Origin of the sequence: Spirosoma validum (genome assembly GCF_014699035.1) — a bacterium.
GTDB lineage: Bacteria > Bacteroidota > Bacteroidia > Cytophagales > Spirosomataceae > Spirosoma > Spirosoma validum.
The window spans coordinates 12,972-36,021 of record NZ_JACXAA010000016.1 but is presented as its reverse complement, the minus strand read 5'-3'; the positions used below and the strand labels follow the sequence as shown (position 1 = coordinate 36,021).

Sequence of the window (23,050 nt, the reverse complement as noted above, 5' to 3'; positions counted from 1 at the left end):
TAGCTCGGAACTCATTTGCCATTATTCCTTTGTGCCAATGTCATGCCAGTTAAGGACTAATGTTGATTATCAGATACTTAATAGCGGAAATGACCAAGACGCTGTCCGCTTTCGGACGGAATTTGTCCGCTTTTGGCGCTGTTATTCGTGATTCGCTCAATCACTCATTCACGTCGGCCAGTACGTATGGCTGTAACGTTCGGGAGCGAGTCGCTGGATTCAAAAAGTCATACGTCAATTGAGTGACGTGGAAATATGGAAACACCGCCTGTGTGCGAACGGTAAACCCTCGTTTAGAAAGCGATTCTGCCTCTTCAGCCGTTGTAAATAGTTGTTTCCGACCCTTCTGGATTTGCAGACGTAGCGTTGAGTCGGTTCGAGCGTAGTACGTCGGTGCGTTCGCGTAAAACTCATACGACCAGAAACTTCCACCGCCTACGCCGGAACCGGGTTCGTATAAGATCGTAGGTCGTTTAACCGATTGTTCGTTTGCATAAAAAGCGGCTGTCATACCCGCCTGATAGTTCAAAAAAGTAGGGTAGAGAAACAGATTCAGGGAACAGGCCAGAACCAGCATAGCGCCTACCATTCGACCTGTGAGCGACAACAGATTTGCGGATCGGAAAATAACAAACGTAGCAAACGTAATGACCACCACCCAACTGATCGCACTAATAACCTGGTTCGGCTGAACAAGGAACAATAAGCCAATGGTCAGAACGCTGATCAGCACGCCAATAATCGTTTGGCCAATCGTCCACCGACGTAATGCGATTGGGGTTAAGTTGACCAGGAACTGGGCCGTTAATACGGCGTAGAACGGAAAAACAATATTCAGGTAGTGAGGTAGTTGAAAACTTGACAGGGAAAATAAAGCAAACGTAGCAAGCCCAGATCCAAGTGATACGTATTCGGGTAATGGATTTTGCCGTTTGAACACACCGATTACTGCTTTTCCGATGCCCACATAAAGCGGCAACGACCAGGGTAAAAACGCCCATAATAACGTATGGACGAAGAAAAATTTATCGCCCTCGCCTTTAATGGGACCCGTGTTGAAAAACCGTCCAAACTGACTATCCCAGAAAAAAAAGCGGATACCCGATACACCGGTTTTACCGAATAGTATCTTTTCAGGATGCAGATCAAATTGTTGGTATAAACAGTAAATTTCGGGTAAAGTGAATGCGAATGACAGGGCTACGGCTACATACCAGCGCGGTTTCAGTAACTCCCGCCAATGCCCGGTCAGAAGCCAGTGAAAAATTAAACCGGCACCAATTGGTATGAGTACGAAGCAACCTTTGGTCATCAGGGCGCATCCTGTCAGAAACGAACCCAGAATAAGATGCAGTACGTATCGGCGATCATCCAGAAATACGCGGTAGAAATGGTAAACGGCCCCAATAATAAGCGGCATCAGATAAGGCTCCGCACGTACATCACTGTTGGACAATACGCCGTGAAAAGCTGTAAGAAGCACCAACGTAGCAACCTGAGCGACTATTTTCGAATACGTCAGACGGGCAAACTGATACGTATAAATCACGCTGCCCAGAAAAAATAACAGGGCGGGAAATTTATAGGCAAATGTATTAATACCGAAAATTCGGTAACTTAATGCGGCTATCCAGAATGGAAAATGAGGTTTGTCGAGCCAGTCCGTACCGACGGCATAGAGATTGACAAAATCGCCCGATTGCGCCATCGTTTTAGCGATGGTCGCGTACAACGCCCCGTCGAGTTCCATAACGGGCGGAAACAGACCCGTGGCGTTCAGGAATATGCCAACGACGACAAGCGTGTAAAACCAGCGGTTATCAAAAGCGGAATACGTATCAGTCATTTATGAGTCATTGATTGTCATTAAGTTGGCATAGGTTGTCAGCTCAAACGAATAGCGAACATCGAACAATGATCACCCAATGACTATCAATGACCACCTACTAGTAAATAATGACCACCTAATGACAATAAATGACCGCTTAACGACTTTTAACTGACAAAGTACGTAAGAAAAGCGTAATTCGCTGTCGAATTAGCCTACCCGTGCAACAATTCGTTCCAGCTCTTATCTTTACTATATGCAAGATGCTAAACTCCTACTCGTCGATGATGATCCCGACGTATTGTTGGCCGCTCGTTTGCTGCTGAAGCGTCACGTCAGCTCAGTAGACATCGAAAAAAATCCCGAAAAACTGCCCTTTCTGCTTAATAATAATCGTTACGACGCGATTGTGCTGGATATGAACTTTCAGCGCGATGTGAGTAGCGGCCGGGAAGGATTTGCCTGGCTTGACCGAATCCTGGACATTGACCCAAAGGCTCGGGTGGTATTATTTACGGCTTATGGGGACGTTGAAATGGCGGTCCGCGCGATTAAAGCAGGCGCCGTTGACTTTGTACTAAAACCCTGGCAGAATGATAAATTCCTGGACACGATTCGAGGGGCGGTAGAAGGCCGAAAGGACGACAAAGAGGATATCAAAAAGGAGAAGAACGGGAAGGAACCGTCTGATAAAAAGCCTGCTAAGCAGACGAACATTATTGGTTCGGCTATGCGCCCGATTCTGGATACGGTTGAGCAGGTTGCGCCAACCGATGCCAACGTATTGATACTGGGTGAAAACGGTACAGGTAAAGATTTGATTGCCAGAGCCATTCACGATTATTCCGATCGGCGGGATAAGCCGTTCGTGAGTGTTGACGTAGGGGCATTAACCGAAAGTTTGTTTGAGAGCGAACTATTTGGTCACGTCAAGGGCGCCTTCACTGATGCCCGTGATGACCGCGCCGGGCGGTTTGAGGAAGCGAACGGCGGCACGATTTTCCTGGACGAAATCGGTAATTTATCCCCCGCCCAGCAAGCCCGATTATTAACCGTTTTACAGCAACGCCAGGTGACCCGCGTTGGCTCAAACAAAGCTCGTCCGATTGACGTACGGCTGATTTGCGCCACGAATGCAGACATAAATGAGCGCGTAGCCGAACGGCAGTTTCGGCAGGATTTGCTGTATCGGATCAATACCATCGAACTGCATTTACCCCCATTGCGGGAGCGGCCGGGTGATATTGGGCCGCTGGCCGAATTTTTCCTGAAAAAATACTCAAAGCAATACAATCGTTCGGTTTCAGGGCTGAGTCCGGCGTTATTAGCTGAGATGAAGCAATATCGCTGGCCGGGCAATGTACGGGAATTACAACATGCGGTTGAGCGGGCTGTTATCCTGGCCCGCCCGGAATTAACGCCGGGTACGTTGTTAGAGCCGAATAATTTTGTCTTTAAGAACGGAGCAACGACGGCCTCGCCAGTGAATGAAACGCTTCAGTTAGAAGATATGGAGCGCCAGTTGATTCAGCAGGCGATGCAGAAATACCGGGGAAGTATTACCGATGTAGCAAAAGAATTAGGGTTATCGCGGCAGGCATTGTATCGCCGATTAGAGAAGTTTGGCCTTTGATGACCCGTTCGGAAACAAGAAATTTACATCAAATTTTTAGGTCAGGTGTCAGACGTTATCGACACTTGGCTTAACATGGCCTAACTCCACGGCGATAGCTTCCCGTGCCATCTGTACAACCTCTTCGGCTGTTCGCCCGGCAGGTTCAATACCGGGAAGCACTTGCCACGACATCCGCGAAAATGACGTTAAAGGAAATAAGCCCTTTGGATTAAAATGGCCCGTTCCCCGGATGGCGATGGGCACGACAAGGGCGCTTGGCGCTCGTTTTAGTAACGTAGCAACACCGCCCGTAACAAACGGACGCATTTCGCCAGATAGGGACCGCGTTCGTGTGCCTTCCGGGAAAATTACAGCAGATCGTTTTGTTTCCTGAATGAGTTTGCCTAAACGCGAAATCTCGACAATTGCCTGTTTCGGATCTTTACGATCAATGAGCGCAGCACCGCTTTTTCGAAGGTTGTACGAGACGCCCGGTATACCATGAGCCAATTCGATTTTTGAGACGAAAATGGGCGTATGTCGGCGTAAAAACCAGATAATTGGCGATATGTCGAACATACTCTGATGATTGGGCACGAAAATAATTGGGCGGTCAGTAGGCAGGTCAGATCGATCATTAAATTGGATCGTACTTCCCGTCAGATACCAGCCATACGAGATGAATGCATTCATCCAGTCGACGGATTTCTTATGGGCGTTTTTCCCAAATCCGTGAAAAGATACGACCTGTGCTACGTGAAAAATGACTAATACTAAACCGAAATAAATCAGATAAATGATACTCAGAACGTAATCCAGGAGTTTTTTCATATATGACGACAGTCATGATTCGATGCCCAAAATTAGTGATCTACTGATTTTTATCAGGTAGAAAAAAACGGGAATGGGACGAATTCAATCGTTTATATTGCCGAACTTTACAAAACAGTTGGATTTTTTGTTCATTTTTCTGGGTTAGTTGCCTCATGAGTTTATCCGGTTCACGTTTGGAAGTTATGCGATTCGTTGGTGAAACAATTGACGAATCCATTGATCAATTTTTGAAGCCAGTTGAAAAATACTGGCAGCCGTCCGATCTGTTGCCTGATACAACAAAAGAGACATTTCTGGATGAAGTGAAGTTTCTGCGTGAAAGTTGCCGTGAACTGTCATACGATTATATAGCCGTACTTGTCGGTGATACGATTACGGAAGAAGCTCTGCCTACGTACGAATCGTGGCTGATGGCTATGGAAGGTATCGATCAGGATAATCCGCACAGCTGGACGCGCTGGATCCGTAGCTGGACTGCCGAAGAAAACCGCCACGGCGATTTGCTCAATAAATTTCTATATCTGTCGGGGCGAGTAAACATGCATGCGATGGAGATATCGACCCAGTATTTGATTGCCGATGGCTTTGACATTGGAACCAGCCGCGATCCGTATCGGAATTTCGTTTATACATCGTTTCAGGAACTGGCCACTAACGTATCACACCGTCGGACCGCCACACTGGCCAAACAAGCAGGCTGCAACCAACTGTCGAAAATATGCGGGGTCATTGCTTCCGACGAGATGCGCCATGCCAAAGCGTATAAAACCTTTGTGAGTCAGATTTTTGAGGTCGATCCATCAGAAATGATGCTGGCTTTTGAGGATATGATGCGCAAAAAGATTGTCATGCCGGCTCACTTCCTGCGCGAAGCCGGCGTTAACTTAGGTGAAACTTTCAGCCATTTTTCTGATGCGGCCCAGCGTTTAGGCGTTTATACGACTCAGGATTATATTGAGATTGCTGAGTCATTATTGATCGACTGGAAAATTGACTCCATCAATGGGCTGAACGATGCCGGACAACGTGCCCGCGATTACCTGATGGCACTACCTGCCCGCTTACGTCGGGTAGCTGGACGAACCAAAATTCCGGCGCTTGAGTATCCATTCAGTTGGATTGCTTCATAGATGGATCGGTTTGCTCTTGGTATCGGCTGGCGTATCATTGGTATAGTCCTTCTGACCAGTGCGATAACGTATTTCTATATTCAGGACAGTAACGGCTTGTTGCTGTTTCCCCTGTTTGTTGCTGATAGTATCTTACTTGTCAATCTGTATCGCTACGTTACTAGTCTAAATCGCAAACTGACTCGGTTTCTGGAATCGGTACGTTACTCTGACTTTGCCGTTGCGTTTCGGGCCGACAGCAACCTCGGCCCTACGTTCCAGGAATTGAATGATCAATTCAACGAGGTGCTGGATGCGTTTCGGCAGGCAAGAGCTGAGAAAGAAGCAAACCTTCACTATGTCAACACGATCGTTCAGCACGTGAGTGTTGGGTTGCTTACCTTCGATTCAGCCGGTCAGGTAGAACTAGTCAATCAGACGGCTTTGCGTTTGCTGGGTAGTTATCGGCTGCGAACGCTCAACGATCTAAATGCAACTCATCCTGATTTAGCCGATTTGCTACGTAATGCGGCCACATCTCCCACGCCCGTCTCTTATCAAACCGGTACGGATGGCGAATTATCGGTACGCTGTACTGCCGTTCGTTTGCGGGGCCGTTTAGTAACCGTGGTGTCGATGCAGAATATTCGTACAGAGTTACAGCAGCGTGAACTCGACGCATGGCAAAATCTGACGAAGGTGCTACGTCATGAAATCATGAATTCCATTACACCGATCGTATCGCTGGCTGGTACGATGCGTGATATTGTCGAAACGGATTTAGTCCCCTTAGCTGAACCAGCAACCAGCCAAAGTCAATCGTTGATTTTACCATCGTACGTTGGCGAGTCAATCAACGATTTACGCGATGCACTGGTAACGATTGAGCAGCGTGGCGCCGGGGTTATGCAATTTGTAGATGCGTACCGCCATTTTACGACAATTCCGCAGCCTATTTTTGCCGACGTACCTGTTGAGCAACTGCTACGTAGCGTGGTTAAGTTAGCACAGGCTAATGCCCCCAAAGCACAAATTAGCTGTAAAGTTTCACTGCCTAATCTGGCGATTCGGGCCGATACTGCCCAGATCGAAATGGTCCTGATTAATCTGATCAAAAATGCGGTCGAGAGTTTAGGTACTTCGCAGGTTCCGGTTATTCACCTCCAGGCCGAAGCAGTCGGGCCACGTGTTATTATTAACGTAACAGACAACGGGCCGGGTATCGAACCCGAAGCGCTGGAGCAGATCTTTATTCCCTTCTACACGACCAAGAAAAGCGGCTCGGGCATTGGCTTAAGTTTATCCCGCCAGATCATGCAACTCCATAATGGCCAGCTCTCCGCCGAATCGACACCCGGAGCGGGCAGCACCTTTAGCCTGACGTTCTGATCACTTTGATTTTTATCTTGTACCCACAGTATACTCTGATCGTATCTTTTAGACTGATTAATTACAGGGATTACAAAAGTGGATAGAGAATAAAAAGCTGTAGTTTCGCTGAAATGTTTATCTGATATGGAAAATCTGCTTGCCCGTGTAACCCTGAATCCGGCCGTTAGCCAAGGCAAACCAACCCTTCGGAATATGCGGTTTACGGTCGCGCAGCTATTGGAATTATTAGCGGCCGGAATGACTAATCAGGAAATTTTAGCCGACTATCCGTATCAGTAAGAAGCTGATATTCAGGCTGCTCTGCTCTACGCAGCTCATATTGCCAACGCTAGAACAATTATTAATTTGCCGCTTGCCTCCTGAACAGCTGTGCTGAAGTTTATTGTTGATACGCAACAGCCACCTATGTTGGCAACTTACCTGCGCTGGAAAGGATTTGATGCAATTCATACCACACATTTTCCCGACGGCCATTTGTTGCAAGACATAGAGATTGCCAAAATCACCCTTGAAGAGAGTCGAATCATTGTAACAAAAGATGCTGATTTTCCAGATTCGTTTTTTCTAAAAGGCGCTCCGCCCCGTGTCATACATATTCAGCTTGGCAACATTAGAAATCGTGAACTAACCGCTTTTCTGGAGGCTCGATGGACTATAAGCCAAGACCTTTTAATGCAGGATTCAGGCATGGTTGTATTGAATCAGGCACAGATCATTAGTTATTAAGGGCTGAAATTTTCGGTATATATTCTCGAAGAATATATGTTCCAGAGAAGCTAGTGCAATTTAGTATGAACCGGCATTGAACCCGAAGCACTGGAGCAGATCTTTATTCCCTTCTATACGACCAAGAAAACCGGCTCGGGCATTGGCTTACGTTTATCCCGCCAGATCATGCAACTCCACAATGGCCAGCTCACGGCCGAATTGACACCGGGCGTAGGCAGCACCTTTAGCCTGACGTTTTAAAATACTCGGTGTGAGTATGTATTCCAGTTAATCACCCATATTGATAGGTGCCAGATGATACGTTAAAAATCTGCAATGGGCTAGTGATAAATACTCTGTGAGCCTATTTCCTGCGTTTCAATTCAGCTACCAGCTTTCGTTTTTCTGTTGTTAGTTAACCCATTTTATGGGTAATGAAGCATTGTCTTTGGGCACTATTTTATTATTTTTGGAAGTGCTAATGTTATGTTAGTGTTAAGTAATTATTAAGAAATTGTTAACAAATATGCAGAAATCTCTCTCTTCCTTCTTCAAAAAAAGGCTATCCATAACGATGATAGCCTTTTTAATTTCGGGAACTCTGTGGGCGCAATCCACGATTCAGGGAACCGTCCTTGATGCCAAAAAAGAGCCGTTGGTCGGTATAAACATACTGGTGAAAGGCACAACTCGTGGAACTGTTACAGACGTCGCAGGTAAATTCTCGGTTAATGCGGATAATAATTCTACCCTTATTTTCTCAGGTGTAGGGTTTGTCAGGCAGGAAATACCGGTAGGCAACCAGACGGAAATTGTGGTAACTCTCGGTGAAGACAATGCCGTGCTTAGTGAGGTTGTGGTAACGGCGCTCGGTATCAAGCGCGACAAGCGCTCATTAGGGTATTCGGTACAGGAATTGAACGGACAGGATTTGTCAACGGCGAAGGAAGCGAACGTAGCGACATCGCTTGCTGGTAAGATGGCAGGTGTGCAGGTCACGCGTTCAGCGAATGGAGCCGGAGGCTCGTCGCGGGTGATTATTCGGGGAGCCAACTCACTCGTCGGAAATAGCCAGCCGCTATACGTCATTGATGGGATTCCGATGGATAACCAAAATCCCAGGGCACCCGGCAGCACCGGTGGGATCGATTATGGTGATGGTATTTCGAACATAAATCCTGAAGATATCGAGACCATGTCGGTTCTGAAGGGGCCAAATGCGGCAGCTTTATACGGCCAACGGGGCAGCAACGGTGTGGTGTTGATTACCACTAAATCCGGTAAAAATAAAAAAGGGATCGGCGTTAAATACGGGATCGATTATTCAATAGGGGATGCGTTGGTACTGCCCGATTTTCAGGATGAGTACGGCCAGGGCCTGGATGGTATGTTCACCAACTTCCGGGGAAATGATGGCAAAATATACACCTGGGCGGCATCACAGTCGGGTGGTATTCAGGGGATGCCTAAAATGAGTGGCGGTCGTGATCGCTTCACCCGAGCTAGCTGGGGCCCACGTATGGACGGTCAGCAATACGAAGATCAGTGGGGGAACGTACTGAACCTGACCCCGCAGCCAAATACCTTTCAAAAGTTTTTCAATACCGAAAAACAGATGGTTAACAACTTGAGCCTGGAAGGGGGCAACGATGCTGTGAACTACCGCCTGGCGTACTCGAATACGAACATTAACGGCTACGTACCGACCAATACATTGACGCGAAATAACATCAGCTTGCGGACCGTGGCCAAAGTAACCTCCAAGCTGGAGGCCGACTTCAAAGTCAACTACATCGCGCAGGCGGGCGTGAATCGACCGACGGTTTCGGACGCTGCCGACAATCCGGCGTATATCTTTATCAGCCAGCCACGAAGTATGCCAATGGATATTTTGGCAAATTCATCCTGGACGGCAGCCGATATTGCCAAACAGCTTGGGTATGGAACAACGCCATTTGTCGGGCTTGAAAAAACGTATGCCACCAATTCATCGACGGCGAATCCGTACTGGACCATGACCCGGACCCGCAACTCGGACGACCGTCGGCGTATCATTGGTCTGATCCGGCTGAGTTATCAATTCAACGACTGGATTCGCCTGACAGCCAGAACCGGAACGGATTTCTACACCGACGAACGGTTTCGATACCGCGACAAGGGCACGTACGTAACGACCAATAAGAACGGCGATATTACCGAAGAGGTTACCCGGACGCGGGAGGACAACAGCGACGTATTGCTGTCGCTGACGCCCAAAATCTCGGAAGATATTTCGTTTGCGTTGAACTTGGGCGCCAACCATCAGCGATACTTCTCGCGTACGACAGGAAACACAGGTAATGAATTTATTGCGCCCAACTTATTTATTATCAACAACACACTGACAAATTCGTACGTATTTGGCCTGACTGAATCGTCGATCAACTCGGTGTATGGCTCAGGGTCGGTTGGTTACAAAGACATGGCGTTTATTGATTTCTCCGCCCGGAATGACTGGTCATCAACACTGTCGCCCCAAAACAATTCATTCTTTTATCCGGCCGTTAGCGGAAGCTTAATTCTGACGGATGCCCTGCGGTTACAAAGTCCTACGCTGAGTTTCCTGAAAGTGAGAGCATCCTGGGCGCAGGCGGGTAGTTCGGGTAGTCCGTATCAGCTCAATGGAAATTACTCCCTGGATCAATATACGCAGGGTGGTATTCCGCTGGCGTCGTTTTCATCGACCATCCCTGACCCGAACCTGAAAAACGAGCTGACGACGTCGAATGAGTTTGGGCTGGAGGCTCGTTTATTCAAAAATCGTCTGGGCGTAACGTTCGCCTACTACAGCGCCAGTACCAGAAATCAGATTCTGAATGTGCCCTTGCCGCCGTCGAGTACGTTTACGTCGCGGCTGATCAATGCGGGCGAAATTCGAAACCATGGTATTGAGCTGTCTGTCAATGGAACCCCCGTCAAAACGGCGTCAGGTTTCTCCTGGGATGCAACCATCAATTATTCGCATAACCGCAACGAGGTAGTTTCTCTGGCGGAAGGCGTTTCGACGTATATACTGGGTAGTGATCGTGGAGTACAGGTCGTGGCCACACCCGGCAAGCCGTTCGGTACGATTCTGGGTAACGGATTTCAGTGGCTTCGGGATGGCGCAGGTAACCGAATCATCGACCCCGCAACGGGCCTTCCGGTGAAAACGAATGCCAAAATTCTGTACGAAATGGGCAATGCATTACCAAAATGGATCGGCGGGTTCAATAACGTCTTTCGGTACAAAGGCATTACGTTGTCGGGCCTGATTGACGTGAGTCAGGGCGGCAAAGTCTATTCGCAAAGCTTACGCGAGGAGTTGATTTACGGAACGATCAAGAAGACGTTACCAGGTCGCGACGGCAGTTACGTAGCTGAAGGTGTGGTTGGTTCGAAGGCGGCCGATGGAACCTGGACCGGAACCGCGCAGGCCAATACCAAATCGGTACGGGCGCAGGATTATTGGAACGTAGTAGCTCCCGACAAAGACAACGTAGTGGCGGAAGAGATGCTCAACGACGCCAGCTACGTTATGCTGCGGGAAATGACCCTTAACTACAGCATCCCCAGCAAATGGGTGAGCAAAACGCCATTCCGCAGTATTCGGGCGGGGGTGTATGGTCGAAACCTGTTCTACTTACAACGTAAAACCGATGGGTTCGCGCCCGAAGCGTCTTCGTTCAACGTCAATAATTCGTCGTTGGGTCTGGAATCGACTGCGTTACCCCTGCTCCGGTATGTTGGGTTTAGCCTCAACTGCGAATTGTAAACAACATCTCTGAATCGGTCAGATTCACCAAACTTGATTTGTCAATGAAAAAAATACTAACACCGATTTACCTGGCTGTGGCTTTGTTGATGGCCCAAGCATGTACGAATGATTTTGAACAAATAAATACGCCCCCTACCTCTGTTACGACGATTGATCCGGGTCTTGTCCTGTCGAAAGTTCAACGGGATGCTGCCTTTTCGGAAGGGTACGAATATCCTAACAACCAGTTTGGGTCCTGGGTGCAACAGTGGGCTGGTGGTGTGCTGATTTCGAGTTCGCGTTACGTTCAGCAGGCCGATACCGACCTCTGGGCCAGCCATTACACCTATTTGCGGAACATCAGCCAGATACGAAATCAACTGTTGAAAGGATTGGAAAATGATCCGAAGGGACGCACGAAACTGGCGATTGCCCGGATTGTCGAGATTTCGATCTGGCAGCGTTTAACCGATTTATTCGGCGACGTACCGTACTCGCAAAGTGCGCTGGGTGTCGAAAATGTAAGTAACCAACCTGCATTCGATACGCAGGAGTCAATGTACAAATCGCTGATTACGACGCTCGATGCTGCCATTGCGCAACTTAACGCGAGTGATGATAATTACGGTACGGCCGATTTTTACTACAAAGGGGACGTAGCGAAGTGGAAGAAATACGGTAACTCGCTGAAGCTTCGCTTAGGCATGCGGGTTCGGTATGCAGACGTAGCCCTGGCGCAGAAAACAGTAACCGAAGCCATGGGTCAACCACTCATGGAGTCGAACGCCGATAATGCCGCCATTCCGACCTACAACGACGCGACCAATGCGAATGTCCATCCGGTGCTGAACCACTGGCTGGCCGGAAGTCCTGACCTAAAGTATCTGGCCGATCGCTTCGTGAGTCAACTGGTTTCGACCAATGATCCGCGTCTTCCCCGCCTGGTAGAGCCTACCGTCAATTCAGTAAAAGCTGGTAAACCGGCTTATAAAGGCATTGGGGTCGCGTTGACGGATGCGTTGCTTAAAACCATTATTAAGGACGATTATTCGACGGCTTCGCAAATGACGTTTTTCAATAAAGCCTACACGCCCCCCATTCCGTGCCAGCAGTTCACTTTCGCTGACGTAAGTTTCTACAAAGCCGAAGCGGCTCTGGAAGGGTGGGGCTCGACCGCTGATCAGGCTGAGAAGTTTTATCAGGACGGGGTAAAAGCGGCTATGTCGATGGCTCCGTATAACGTAACGACCATTCCGACGACGTATACCGAGTTATCTTTTACGGGGCTAACGAAAGAGCAAAAGCTCGAAAAAATTGGTACCCAGAAATGGATTCAGTTATTTGGTCGGTCGTACGAAGCTTTTATCGAATGGCGGAGAATGGGTTACCCAAAACTGACGCCCGGTCCCAATCTGGGTTCTACGAATGGACAGATTCCCCGACGGTCCGTGTACTCCACTCAGGAAACGTTGCTGAACAAAACGAATTACGATGCGGCCGTCGCTCGACTAGCCAGTGGAGATTCGTACCTAAGCAAAGTCTGGTGGGATAAGCGCTAGTCGAAAGAAACATGTAATAGATACGTAGCACAGACTTCGGCTATGTATGTTGAATGAACCGGAAAGCGGGGATTGCTACGTAGCAATCCCCGCTTTCCGGTTAAAGTTGAGTCAGGTTATCTATCCCATCTCAATTTGCGCCCAGCCTGTCTTTTTGTATTGTCGAAGCAGAACCCAGAACGTAGCGACCGAAAAGGGAATGGCGGCCCATACGCCGTAAGGAATCAGTGTTAGGCCATAGTGTGAAAAGCCAACGACTCCCAAAACGACACTTACCAAAAGACTACGGGCCGTGTTGTTCTGCTTAAGGGCGTCCTGCACTACCGAAAAAGGCATGTAACGCGTCGACAGTAGCGATGCGCTCAGCAACATAACCAGCGAATTGCTGAACGCTAGTAACACATCGCTGATTTTATCGATACCATACCGGTAAAGAATGTAAACCGATAACAGCAGGTAGAAGGGTGTCAGCAGTTTTATAATCAGGGCTTTTAACGACCCTGCCAGTACGTCGCCGGGTTCACGAATAGGAGCGCTACCGTATATCCACGAGGCTTTGTAATTATCGGAAACGCTGAGTTGATACTGCGCCACCATGACGTAAATACCGGCGAAATAAAGGGCGAACAGATAGAAGAAATTGCTCGATCCGAGGCTACGGCTTTGGAAAGACATCGCGACAACGTACGCCAGACCGAAACCTAATTGCGGATACGTCTTCAACTTGAACTTCCGGTCGCGGCTCGTTACCCGCCAGGTGAAGGCAAACGCAGCCCGTTCGAGCGAATTCGTTGTGAACCAGCCCGATAGCCGATCTATCCAGCCTGAACCGTTCGCCTGCGTTGCCCGAACGGCAGCTACCTGAGCCATTTCCGGTCGGCTTTCCTGGTCGATACTGCTTAGTTTCTGTGTAAAATCGGCGGTCAGAAACCGGTTCATGAACCAGAGTCCGGCAAATGGGATAATTAGAGCCAGTGCCAAAAAGATCAGGTGCGTTGAATCCAGAACGGGCCGAACGACCGTTTCGACAGCCCCAGCCATCCACATGGGTGGAATCAGGTAGTGCCACCACTGGTGGTCAAGGGCTTGCGTCAGTGCCTCCTGTGAATCGATCAGACGGGGTAAAAGCTGATAACCGCCGTAAAACAGAACCGCCATCACGATCTGAAAATAGTTGATCACCTCGCGAAGCTTTTCTTCGCTGATAAACCGCATCAGGACAAGGTAAAAAACATTGGTCAGAAAGACCATCAGCACGGCCGATAGCAGACTCATGATCAGGCATAGCAGACCCGCCAGCGCCCCGAATCGAACCGCGATGACGATCACCGCAACCACCGACAGTGATAGCGCAATGGCAAACAGGTAACTGCTGATATGTACAACACGAGCCAGCCACAGCGTTCGGCTGCTAACGGGGCGGGGCAGAATGATCTGGTTATCCGACGAATCGAGAATGACCGATGAGAAATCCGAAATAAGCGTCATCGCACAAAGCGCCATGATGTAGGCAAACTGCAGCGTGAGTGGAAAGAACAGTACGTCTTTGTCGGGAATAGCCAGCATACTCAGACTGATGAGCCCGCCGACCACCGTATAGATGACCAGAATACGAGTGAAATTGCTGTTGCTTTCGGCTGACTGTTTACCGTAACGGCCCAGACTGACGAGGCTCCGGCGGTTATCCATCATCAGCTTGACCTGCACGATCGCCCGTAGTTGCCCGTAATCAGCGCCTAGTGCCTGAAATAGGGATTGCAAACGGTCGAGGAGCCAAAGAATAGTGAACGTCATAGTGTTGTCATGCTTCCTTCGTTAGGATGATAAAAACTAATTCTTCAGCGTATGGATAAATTCTTCGGCAATTCCCGTCTGCCCTTCACTACCGGTCAGTTGAGCAAATAGCTGTTCGAGCGATTCGGGACGCTGGTGCTGCAACTCGGCAAAAGTTCCATCGGCGATGATCTGACCCTGGTTGATGATAATGATCCGATCCGAAATCTTCTCTACGACGTCCATGATGTGTGAGCTGTAAAAGATCGTTTTGCCGTTATTGGCTAACTGCCGGATAATCTCTTTCACCAGCACGACAGCATTGGCATCTAAGCCGGATAGGGGCTCATCCAGAAAAATAACATCGGGATTATGCAGAAGCCCCGAAATGAGCAGCACTTTCTGGCGCATTCCTTTCGAGAACGTCGTCATGCGGGCGTCGGCGTGGTCGTTGAGTTGGAAAAGACGTAACAAGTCGAGCGCTTTCCGTTCTATCTGCGTGATGTCCAGTTCATAGAGTTGACCAATGAACTGCAGATATTCCATGGGCGTCAGCGTATCGTAGAGGGCGGCATTTTCCGGTACGTACCCGATCCGGCGTTTAATGTCGAGCGAATTGGTTTTTACGTCCATGCCCAACACCGTTGCCGTACCCGTGTAATCAGGCAGCATCCCGATCAGAATTTTGATCGTTGTGGACTTCCCGGCACCGTTGGGACCAATATAGCCTACAACCTGCCCGGCCGATACATCCAGGTCAATTCCCTTCAAGACGGGGGTTGAGCCGTAGGATTTTTGCAGATTCTGAAGTTGGATAATGGATTTCATAGAGCAGCGTGACACAATACCGGTTTTATCGGCAAGGGAAAGATACGGAAAAAGCATCGTCTAGTGGAAAAGAGAGTAGATTCGATGATGCTTTCCCCTGGGCGACTGGGCCGTTTATTCAATCATCCTCACTTTATCGCCACTCATCCAAAAAAACAACCGTTCCGGTAGTTTGTAATGCATAGTACCATCTTAAGCCTATATCTTTGTTTCACCAATCGGGAAGATCCCGACTAGATTTTAAACAAAGACAAAAACATATAAGCCATGAAAACCCTCATCAAATCACTCGCTTTAGCTCTTACAGTAAGTTTCGCCACATCAGCTGCTACGTTTGCAAATCCTAATCCCGGCGGTCGTACAGCAGCCGTAGCTTCCTATCAATCCAGTGTGTATACCACCATCAACGGCAAATTGAGTATTGCGCTTGATAAACAAACGGTCGGTGCCGTTGACGTTCGACTGAAAAATGACAAGGGTGACGTACTGTATAGCCAACACCTGGGCAAGAAAGAAAGCCAGTACCGGACTCGCCTGAATTTGAGTGAACTGCCCGACGGCGCCTATGAAGTAGAAATCACGAACGGCGTTGACAAGACAACGCATAAGTTGACCCTCTCCACAAAAACACCAACGACGCCCAGCCGCCTTGTGGCCATGAACTAACGGTTCTTCTTAGGGCCAGTAAACTCCTCACTTGTCAGAACAGGTGGGGAGTTTTTTTTTAGGAACAAGTCAATACGTTACGAAGGAAATAAATTTCTCTACACGATAGAAGAGCGGAAAAAGGTTACGTTGTGGGGTATATAGGTTTGTTTACAATCTTTAGTAGCTACAACCACCAAGCTCCCTAAGTCTATGGCTTCCAGGGTTATCCTCGATTATCAGTGGGCCAAAACGCTCTACGAACGGCATCCGGTACTGGCAGCTTTCCGTAAGCGTGTAGATGGCTTTTCAGTTATGACGGCGTTCCTGCACGAGGCTTTCGAACAGCGTCGCCAAAGCCGGTACATTGAGCCAGACCTGATTAACCGGATAACCGATTTTTTACTAGCCATCGATCAACTGGACACTAATGCCAAGGCGCCCCGCGAGCAGTTAGACGAGTGGACAAAAGACGGGATGCTACGTCGGTTCTACGATGATTTACTCCACGATGAGCCCTTTTATGAACTGACACCCGACGCGGTTTTGCTGTTACGCTGGCTTCAGGAGCTTGACCAGAACGAGTTCGTTGGTACAGAGTCGCGGTTGCGGGTTTTGTTCGATTTGCTGGAGCAGTTGGCCTATCGAAGTTCGGGCGATAAAGCAAGTCGAATTGAGCAGTTACGACGGGAAATTCAGGAGCGGGAAGCCGAAATAGAACGTATTGAACGGGGCGAACTCGACGTATGGGACGCTACGCGCATCCGTGAGAATTTTCAGCTAGTACAGGAAACGGCCCGTCGATTACTGGCTGATTTCCGGCAGGTAGAACAGAATTTTCGGCACATCGACCGGGATTTACGGGATGAAATTCTGACGACTTCGCTTTCGAAAGGACGCCTGTTGGACAATCTTTTTTCAACCATCGACGAGCGAATCTGGGAGCGTGATCAGGGGAAGAGTTTCCGGGCGTTTTGGGAGTTGCTGATGAATCAGGCCAAACAGGATGAGTTCGACGCCCTGATGAGCGAGGTTGTTCAATTGCCCGCGCTTCAGGAAGCCGCTTCAGGATTGCATGATCTCGAACGGCTCAAATTCGATCTAGTGGAAGCAGGCGGTACGGTTAACCGGGCAAACGATTTGATTATCAAAAGTCTGCGTCGGCTAATCGAGACCAATTTCTTCCGAGAGCATAAACACGTACTGCAAAAGATCGAATCAGTGCTGGAACTGGCCATACGTGTAAAAGCTAATCCACCGAAAGGCCGTGACCTGATGCACATTGACGGCAAACCACAACTCGACTTTTTCCTGAATCGTCGGTTATTTCGTCCACCTGCTGTGGTGAAGATTCGGTCGGAAACAGTCGAGGCTGGCGAACAGGATGCCGACATTTCAGCGCTGCTAACGGACAACGATGTGTCGCTGGAGCAACTGGAAGCCAATGTTGGTCAATTACTACGTCATCGTTCGCAGGTTTCGCTGGCGACGATACTGATGGAGTTTCCACCTCAGAAAGGCCTCGCCGAGATTGTTGGCTACCTGACGCTGGCAACGCAGGGCGAAGCGCAGGACAAAGCTACCGTCCGGGAAGAAGTAGAGGACGAAATTACGTTTGTGACCGACGATGGTTTGCGTACGCTCCAATTGCCGAGAATAATTTTTGTTCGATAATTTTTCTGACAGGATAAACAGGTTTTTTTTCATACAGATAAATCTTGTTTATTCTGTCAAAACCAACTGGTTGTGGACATCGCTCAAATCGAAAAAGCGCAAGTGCTGGGCGCGCTTTACAAAGGCCCGCTGTTTCAGCAACAGGACAATCCTGTTCGGGATCGACTTTGGCGTCTGCTTCTGAAACATCAAAACGGAGTTCGGAAGCACGTTGCCGAATGGGGTGGCGATCTTGAACTGGATGAAGCTGAAGGATACGCCCGCTTTATTGAACTGGATGTGGACGAGGACATTCGTGAGCAACTGCCGACGATCATTGAAAAGCGACAGCTTAACTACCCGACTACGTTACTGGTCGTGCTGCTCCGCAAGCAATTGATTGAACACCAGCGCTTTTCTACTGAAACCATGCTACGGACCAACCGGGCGGACATTCATGAACAACTAACCAATTTCCTGAACGCTGGCCAGACCGACGAAGCCAAAGTGCGCGACCGAATCGATGAGTCGATCAACACGCTCGAACGGTATGGTTTGCTACGTAGCTTAGGAAACGAAGGCGAAGAATACGAAGTCCGGCGCATCCTTAACTCATTTGTCGATGGGGAATTCATTAACGAGTTTGAGGAAAAACTTCGCCAGTACGCACTCACGTATTTCAAACAAGATCCTGACCATGACGCCGACTGATCCATATGCCAAAGCGGGTTATCGCCTGCATCGCCTGGAAGTGTTAAACTGGGGTACGTTCAATCAGAAAGTCTGGCACATTGAACCCAACGGCGACAATGCCTTGTTAACGGGCGACATCGGTGCCGGAAAATCGACGCTGGTTGATGCCTTAACCACGTTGCTGGTACGTAACGACCGCATTACGTATAACAAAGCCGCCGGGTCTGACAAGCGCGAACGGAACCTGAAATCCTACGTGTTGGGGGCTTTCAAGGGGGAGAAACTGGAGACGTCGCATAAAAGCAAAGCGGTTTATCTGCGCGATCCGGCCTCGACTCATACAGTGTTATTGGCCTATTTCATCAACCAAAATACCAATCAGGTAGTCACGCTGGCGCAGGTATTCTGGCTACCCGACGTAATGGATTCGCCCCATAAATTTTTCGTCGTTTCGGAACGGGAACTGACTATCCGGCAGCATTTTACGGGCTTCGACATCATTCGCGACCTGAAACGACGACTGAGGGAACAGAAAGAGTGGGTGTATGATACGTTTGAAGAGTATTCGACCCGATTCCGCTCACTGCTGGGTATTCGGAACGAAGAAGCCCTCGATCTGTTCTATCAGACCATTTCGATGAAGCAGGTGGCTAACCTGACCGATTTTGTGCGGGCGCAGATGCTGAGTAAAACGGATATTGATCAAACGATTGAAACCGTCATTCGGCGATTTGAGGATTTGAACGCAGCCTACGAAGCGGTGCAGCAGGCCCGGCGACAGTTGCAACTTTTGGAACCCGTTACCAGCCGTTGGCGGGAGTACCAGCAACAGGAAGCTGCTATTGCTGATCTAGCACAACTGGCCGACGAATTGCCCGTCTTTTTTGCGTATCATAAAGCCCAGCTCTATCGGGAAGAATTGGAGGCTTATGATACGTATTATGGCATTGAAGCCGGAAAACGGGATGAACTGGAACGCGAAGCGGATGACTTGCAGGAGCGCTATTACGATCTTCAGAATGAGCGCAAAAACTCAGATTCAGGTAAGCGCCTGGAGTCGATTGAGCAGACGATCAAGAGTAAAAATAGTGTCCGTGCCGAACGTACCGCCAATGCCAAACTATATCGCGAACGCTGCGAGTTACTGGAATTGCCAATAGCTCTTGATGTTGACACCTTTACCGCCAATCTGCGGCAGTTAAACCCAGTTGCTGAGCGACTGGCTGACCGTCGAAAAATGGCGGATAAAGAGTACTATAATCGGCAAAAGCAACTCGAAAAACTGACCGATGAACGTAACGAACTCCAGGATGAAATTATGTCGCTCAAACAGCGAAAAACGCAGATTCCGGGCGACTGGCTGGCAATTCGTCAACGGATTGCCGAAGCCGCTGGATTAACAGAGGCCGACCTGCCGTTTGCCGGTGAACTGATTCGGGTAAAACCAACCGAAACGGCCTGGGAAGGTGCTATAGAGAATCGCTTGTATGGACTGGGACTGAGTTTGCTGGTTAACGATGCCGACTATAGCCGCGTGGCGGAAGTTATGGAACATATCCGGCTCGGGAAACGAGTGGTGTATTACCGAACTATTGGCCATGAACATCGATACACTGACCGAGTTGCGCCACAATCACTGGTGAACAAGCTGGATATTAAAGACGACAGCCCGTTTTTCGATTGGCTTGATGCCCAAATCCGGCAGGAACATAATTTGATTTGCTGTGAATCGGTCGACGAGTTTCGCCGGACGCCTTACGCCATGACCCGCAACGGGCAGGTAAAAATGGGAAAAATGCGGCATGAGAAAGACGACCGCCGTGATCTTAACAATCGTCGGAATTACGTATTGGGATGGAGCAATGAAGAGAAAATTAACGCCCTGACCAGTCAACTGTCCCAGCTTGATGATCAGTTTGGACGAACGAAAAAGCAATTCGATGAACAGGAACGTATTCTGAAACAACTGGGTGAACAGGAACGGGCTGTAGATGAACTTCGCAAACAACGTGACTTTTCTGAACTGGATTGGCCTCACACGGCTGCCGAAATCGAACAACTCGAAACGGAGCGGTTAGCCTTGACCGAACAATCCTCAGAATTGAGTCGGTTGGAGCAGGACATTGCGAAGACTGAGCAAAAACTTAAAGCGAAAAAGGAAGCCTATAAGAAACAGGCGGAGGAGGTTGGTCGATTGAAAAACCAGACTACGGCGCTGGCTCAGAAACTTTACGACGCACTCGACACCCTGGGCGTGGTGAATCAGGACGCCGATTTGCTGGAATCGTTTTTCCGCAGCGACGACGATATTATGGAGCAGCTACCGCTCTGGCTACAACGGCTCAATCGATTGGCTATCCCCGACGATCAACTTTCCGAGGCTCACAAAACGGCTATTCTCGACCGGCTTGGCCCTGTCGATTTAAACGCTGGTAACATTGAGCGAAAGGAGGACGAACTTCGTAAACGGTTAATGGGCAAGGAGGGCGAGATTGATAAATTGACCGGGCATAAAGAACGTACCGGGCAGGATGTCGTCAAAAAAATGCAACAGTTCTGCAATGCGTTTCCCGTTGAAAGCCGTGATTACGAGGCCAGTGCCACAATCACAGCCGCCCGCGATTATGAAGAATTGTACCAACGTATCACCGACGATGATTTGCCCCGCCATCAGGAGCGTTTTCGAAAAGAACTGAAGGAAGGCACGATCAACAGCATTGTCCATCTGCAAATGCAGCTTGGTAAATCGGAAAAAGACGTCAAGGATAAAATCCAGAAAATCAACGAACGGCTGGCCGAAATTACTTACGATCCTACGCTCGATACGTATATTCAACTGGTACCCGAACCCGTTACGACGTCCGATATCGTTACGTTCAGAAATGACCTGCGTAACTGCCTGAGTAATACATCTGGTGACGTCGATAACTACGCCGAACGGAAGTTTACCGATGTCAAACAGATTCTGGATAAACTGATGAATCAGGATGAAGTAGACCAGCGGTGGCGTAGCAAAGTGACCGACGTGCGGCAGTGGTATTCGTTCGGAGCCAGCGAACGGTATAAGGAGACTCATGCCGAGAAAGAGTACTACAGCGATTCGCCGGGGAAATCGGGTGGGCAGAAGGAGAAACTAGCGTACACGATTCTGGCGTCGGCCATTTCATATCAATATAACATCACTTGGGAAGGTGCCCCGCGTACGTTTCGCCTGGTGGTCATTGACGAAGCCTTCGGACGCGGTTCCAAGGAAAGTACCCGCTATGGTCTGGAATTGTTCGGTCGGATGAATCTGCAACTGCTGATTGTGACGCCCGGCGAGAAAGTCAACGTCATTCAACGCTACGTTCAGCATGTGCATTACATCGCCAAAGGCATTGACGAACTATCGAAGGTGCGTAACCTGACTATAAAAGCGTACCAAGAGGCAAAAGAATTACACAAGACTGCACTGACCGATGATTAGCCCCGACGAAGTTCGCCGAAAAGCCGAACGATGGTGGCTCGACGTACTACGGGCCTGGCTCGACGGAACAGTTGACGGATTCTTCCCCAAAGATGTTCCGAAAATCGGCTTAGACAAAGCTGCCGATCGACTGGCCCGGTTCGCCACGATTCGGCAGGAACAGGAAGTCCTGCACCAGCAGTCGAAAGCGGTGCGGGGCTTTGGCTATTCGCTGGAATGGACAACGCAGGGGAGTCGGATGGTCGGTCAGAATGCTTATATCACCCGTATTTACCTTGACAGCCTTGCTGATTTCCTAGCCCTGATTAACCAGCAATCAGCGTTCAAACGATTCACAATACTGGCCAGCCTGACCCTGCAACAGGTGCCCGAACTGGAAACCTGGCTACGTCAATACCCCCTGCGTCTGCTCGACAACGCCGACGACTGGCCTCACTGGCTGACCATCTGCCGGTTTTTTCGGGATACGTATGAACCCGACCGTTACTACGTCCGTCAACTCCCGCTGCCTGTGCATACGAAGTTTCTGGAAGAGCGTAATAGCTTATTGCTGAATCTGCTGAGCGGTATCAGGCCCGCGTTGCTCCGGCCCGAATACAAAGACTGGCGCAAACAACTGGGATTGCGCGTACCCGAGCCGATGATTCGCACGCGGGCGTTAGACGATGCGCTACGTCTGGACGGGAAACACGATGATTTTGGGTTGCCGCTATCGACTTTTGCCCAACACATACAGACGGCCCGGCCTGGAGGAGCATCGCGAATCGTCATCTGCGAGAATCTGCTGAATTTCCTGACGTTTCCCCAGATGCCTAACGCCGTTGCCATTTGGTCGGGTGGAGGCTTTACCATTGAATGCTTAGCGGACGTAGCGTGGCTGCGCGAGAAGCAAATTCTGTATTGGGGCGACTTAGACGCCCACGGTTTCCAGATACTGAACCAGTGCCGCAAACATTTCCCGCAAACGCAAGCCATCCTGATGGATCAGGCTACGTTCGATGCCCATGATCATTTAACTAGTGCGGGCGAAGAAACAAAAGCTAGTGAGCTACCCTACCTCACCAACGATGAGCGGGAGTTATTCAACTTATTGAAACGTAACAACTGGCGGATAGAGCAGGAGCGGTTAGATGAAGGGTGGGTAACGAATACGCTGATTAGATTGTAATTAG

At 49.2% G+C, this 23,050-nt stretch carries 16 protein-coding genes and 1 pseudogene; 13 read left to right on the top strand and 4 right to left on the bottom strand.

Annotated elements, in window-relative coordinates; all coding sequences use genetic code 11:
* Positions 1-160 precede the first annotated feature (160 nt).
* On the bottom strand, positions 161-1,846 hold the full coding sequence (locus IC230_RS29315; RefSeq protein WP_191042639.1) for an ArnT family glycosyltransferase: 1,686 nt from the start codon (positions 1,844-1,846) through the stop codon (positions 161-163).
* Positions 1,847-2,084: 238 nt separating this feature from the next.
* Here IC230_RS29315 and IC230_RS29310 point away from each other — a divergent pair, with 238 nt between their 5' ends.
* Positions 2,085-3,461, top strand: a complete 1,377-nt coding sequence (locus IC230_RS29310; RefSeq protein ID WP_191042638.1) for a sigma-54-dependent transcriptional regulator — start codon at positions 2,085-2,087, stop codon at positions 3,459-3,461.
* Between the two features lie 48 nt (positions 3,462-3,509).
* Here the strand turns inward: IC230_RS29310 and IC230_RS29305 are convergent, their stop codons facing one another.
* Positions 3,510-4,274 carry a lysophospholipid acyltransferase family protein gene (locus tag IC230_RS29305; RefSeq protein ID WP_191042637.1) on the bottom strand — a complete coding sequence of 255 codons (765 nt, stop codon included), beginning with the start codon at positions 4,272-4,274 and terminating at the stop codon, positions 3,510-3,512.
* Positions 4,275-4,459: 185 nt separating this feature from the next.
* On the opposite strand from IC230_RS29305, the gene IC230_RS29300 reads away from it, so the two are divergent.
* From IC230_RS29300 to IC230_RS29270, 7 genes and pseudogenes are all read left to right on the top strand, one after another.
* Positions 4,460-5,407, top strand: coding sequence for an acyl-ACP desaturase (locus IC230_RS29300; RefSeq protein WP_191042636.1), 948 nt, complete (start codon positions 4,460-4,462; stop codon positions 5,405-5,407).
* The gene (locus IC230_RS29295; protein ID WP_191042635.1) at positions 5,408-6,775 is read left to right on the top strand and encodes a sensor histidine kinase; all 1,368 of its coding nucleotides are present in this window, start codon (positions 5,408-5,410) and stop codon (positions 6,773-6,775) included.
* A 126-nt stretch (positions 6,776-6,901) separates the two neighbouring features.
* Positions 6,902-7,057 carry a DUF433 domain-containing protein gene (locus tag IC230_RS29290; protein ID WP_191042634.1) on the top strand — a complete coding sequence of 52 codons (156 nt, stop codon included), beginning with the start codon at positions 6,902-6,904 and terminating at the stop codon, positions 7,055-7,057.
* Positions 7,058-7,147: 90 nt separating this feature from the next.
* Positions 7,148-7,504, top strand: coding sequence for a DUF5615 family PIN-like protein (locus tag IC230_RS29285; protein ID WP_191042633.1), 357 nt, complete (start codon positions 7,148-7,150; stop codon positions 7,502-7,504).
* 72 nt (positions 7,505-7,576) lie between these two features.
* A pseudogene (locus IC230_RS29280) lies at positions 7,577-7,747 on the top strand (ATP-binding protein); the annotation flags it as partial.
* 313 nt (positions 7,748-8,060) lie between these two features.
* On the top strand, positions 8,061-11,279 hold the full coding sequence (locus IC230_RS29275) for a SusC/RagA family TonB-linked outer membrane protein (RefSeq protein WP_223860924.1): 3,219 nt from the start codon (positions 8,061-8,063) through the stop codon (positions 11,277-11,279).
* Between the two features lie 44 nt (positions 11,280-11,323).
* Complete coding sequence (locus IC230_RS29270) at positions 11,324-12,820, top strand: SusD/RagB family nutrient-binding outer membrane lipoprotein (protein ID WP_191042632.1); 1,497 nt, start codon at positions 11,324-11,326, stop codon at positions 12,818-12,820.
* A gap of 120 nt (positions 12,821-12,940) precedes the next feature.
* On the opposite strand, the gene IC230_RS29265 is transcribed toward IC230_RS29270, so the two are convergent.
* Together IC230_RS29265 and IC230_RS29260 are read right to left on the bottom strand one after the other, a co-directional pair.
* A complete protein-coding gene (locus IC230_RS29265; RefSeq protein ID WP_191042631.1) occupies positions 12,941-14,614 on the bottom strand; it encodes a hypothetical protein in 1,674 nt (557 codons plus the stop codon).
* A 36-nt stretch (positions 14,615-14,650) separates the two neighbouring features.
* The gene (locus tag IC230_RS29260) at positions 14,651-15,421 is read right to left on the bottom strand and encodes an ABC transporter ATP-binding protein (protein WP_191042630.1); all 771 of its coding nucleotides are present in this window, start codon (positions 15,419-15,421) and stop codon (positions 14,651-14,653) included.
* A 267-nt stretch (positions 15,422-15,688) separates the two neighbouring features.
* Here IC230_RS29260 and IC230_RS29255 point away from each other — a divergent pair, with 267 nt between their 5' ends.
* The 5 genes from IC230_RS29255 to IC230_RS29235 all read left to right on the top strand — a co-directional run bounded on the left by IC230_RS29255 (position 15,689) and on the right by IC230_RS29235 (position 23,046).
* The gene (locus tag IC230_RS29255; protein WP_191042629.1) at positions 15,689-16,087 is read left to right on the top strand and encodes a T9SS type A sorting domain-containing protein; all 399 of its coding nucleotides are present in this window, start codon (positions 15,689-15,691) and stop codon (positions 16,085-16,087) included.
* Positions 16,088-16,279: 192 nt separating this feature from the next.
* Positions 16,280-17,740, top strand: coding sequence for a DUF3375 domain-containing protein (locus IC230_RS29250; protein WP_191042628.1), 1,461 nt, complete (start codon positions 16,280-16,282; stop codon positions 17,738-17,740).
* 72 nt (positions 17,741-17,812) lie between these two features.
* Positions 17,813-18,430: a DUF4194 domain-containing protein gene (locus IC230_RS29245; RefSeq protein ID WP_191042627.1), complete on the top strand. Its 618-nt coding sequence runs from the start codon at positions 17,813-17,815 to the stop codon at positions 18,428-18,430.
* Complete coding sequence (locus IC230_RS29240) at positions 18,417-21,878, top strand: ATP-binding protein (protein WP_191042626.1); 3,462 nt, start codon at positions 18,417-18,419, stop codon at positions 21,876-21,878. The genes IC230_RS29245 and IC230_RS29240 overlap by 14 nt, the downstream gene beginning before the upstream one ends.
* Positions 21,871-23,046, top strand: coding sequence for a Wadjet anti-phage system protein JetD domain-containing protein (locus tag IC230_RS29235; RefSeq protein WP_191042625.1), 1,176 nt, complete (start codon positions 21,871-21,873; stop codon positions 23,044-23,046). The genes IC230_RS29240 and IC230_RS29235 overlap by 8 nt, the downstream gene beginning before the upstream one ends.
* Positions 23,047-23,050 lie beyond the last annotated feature (4 nt).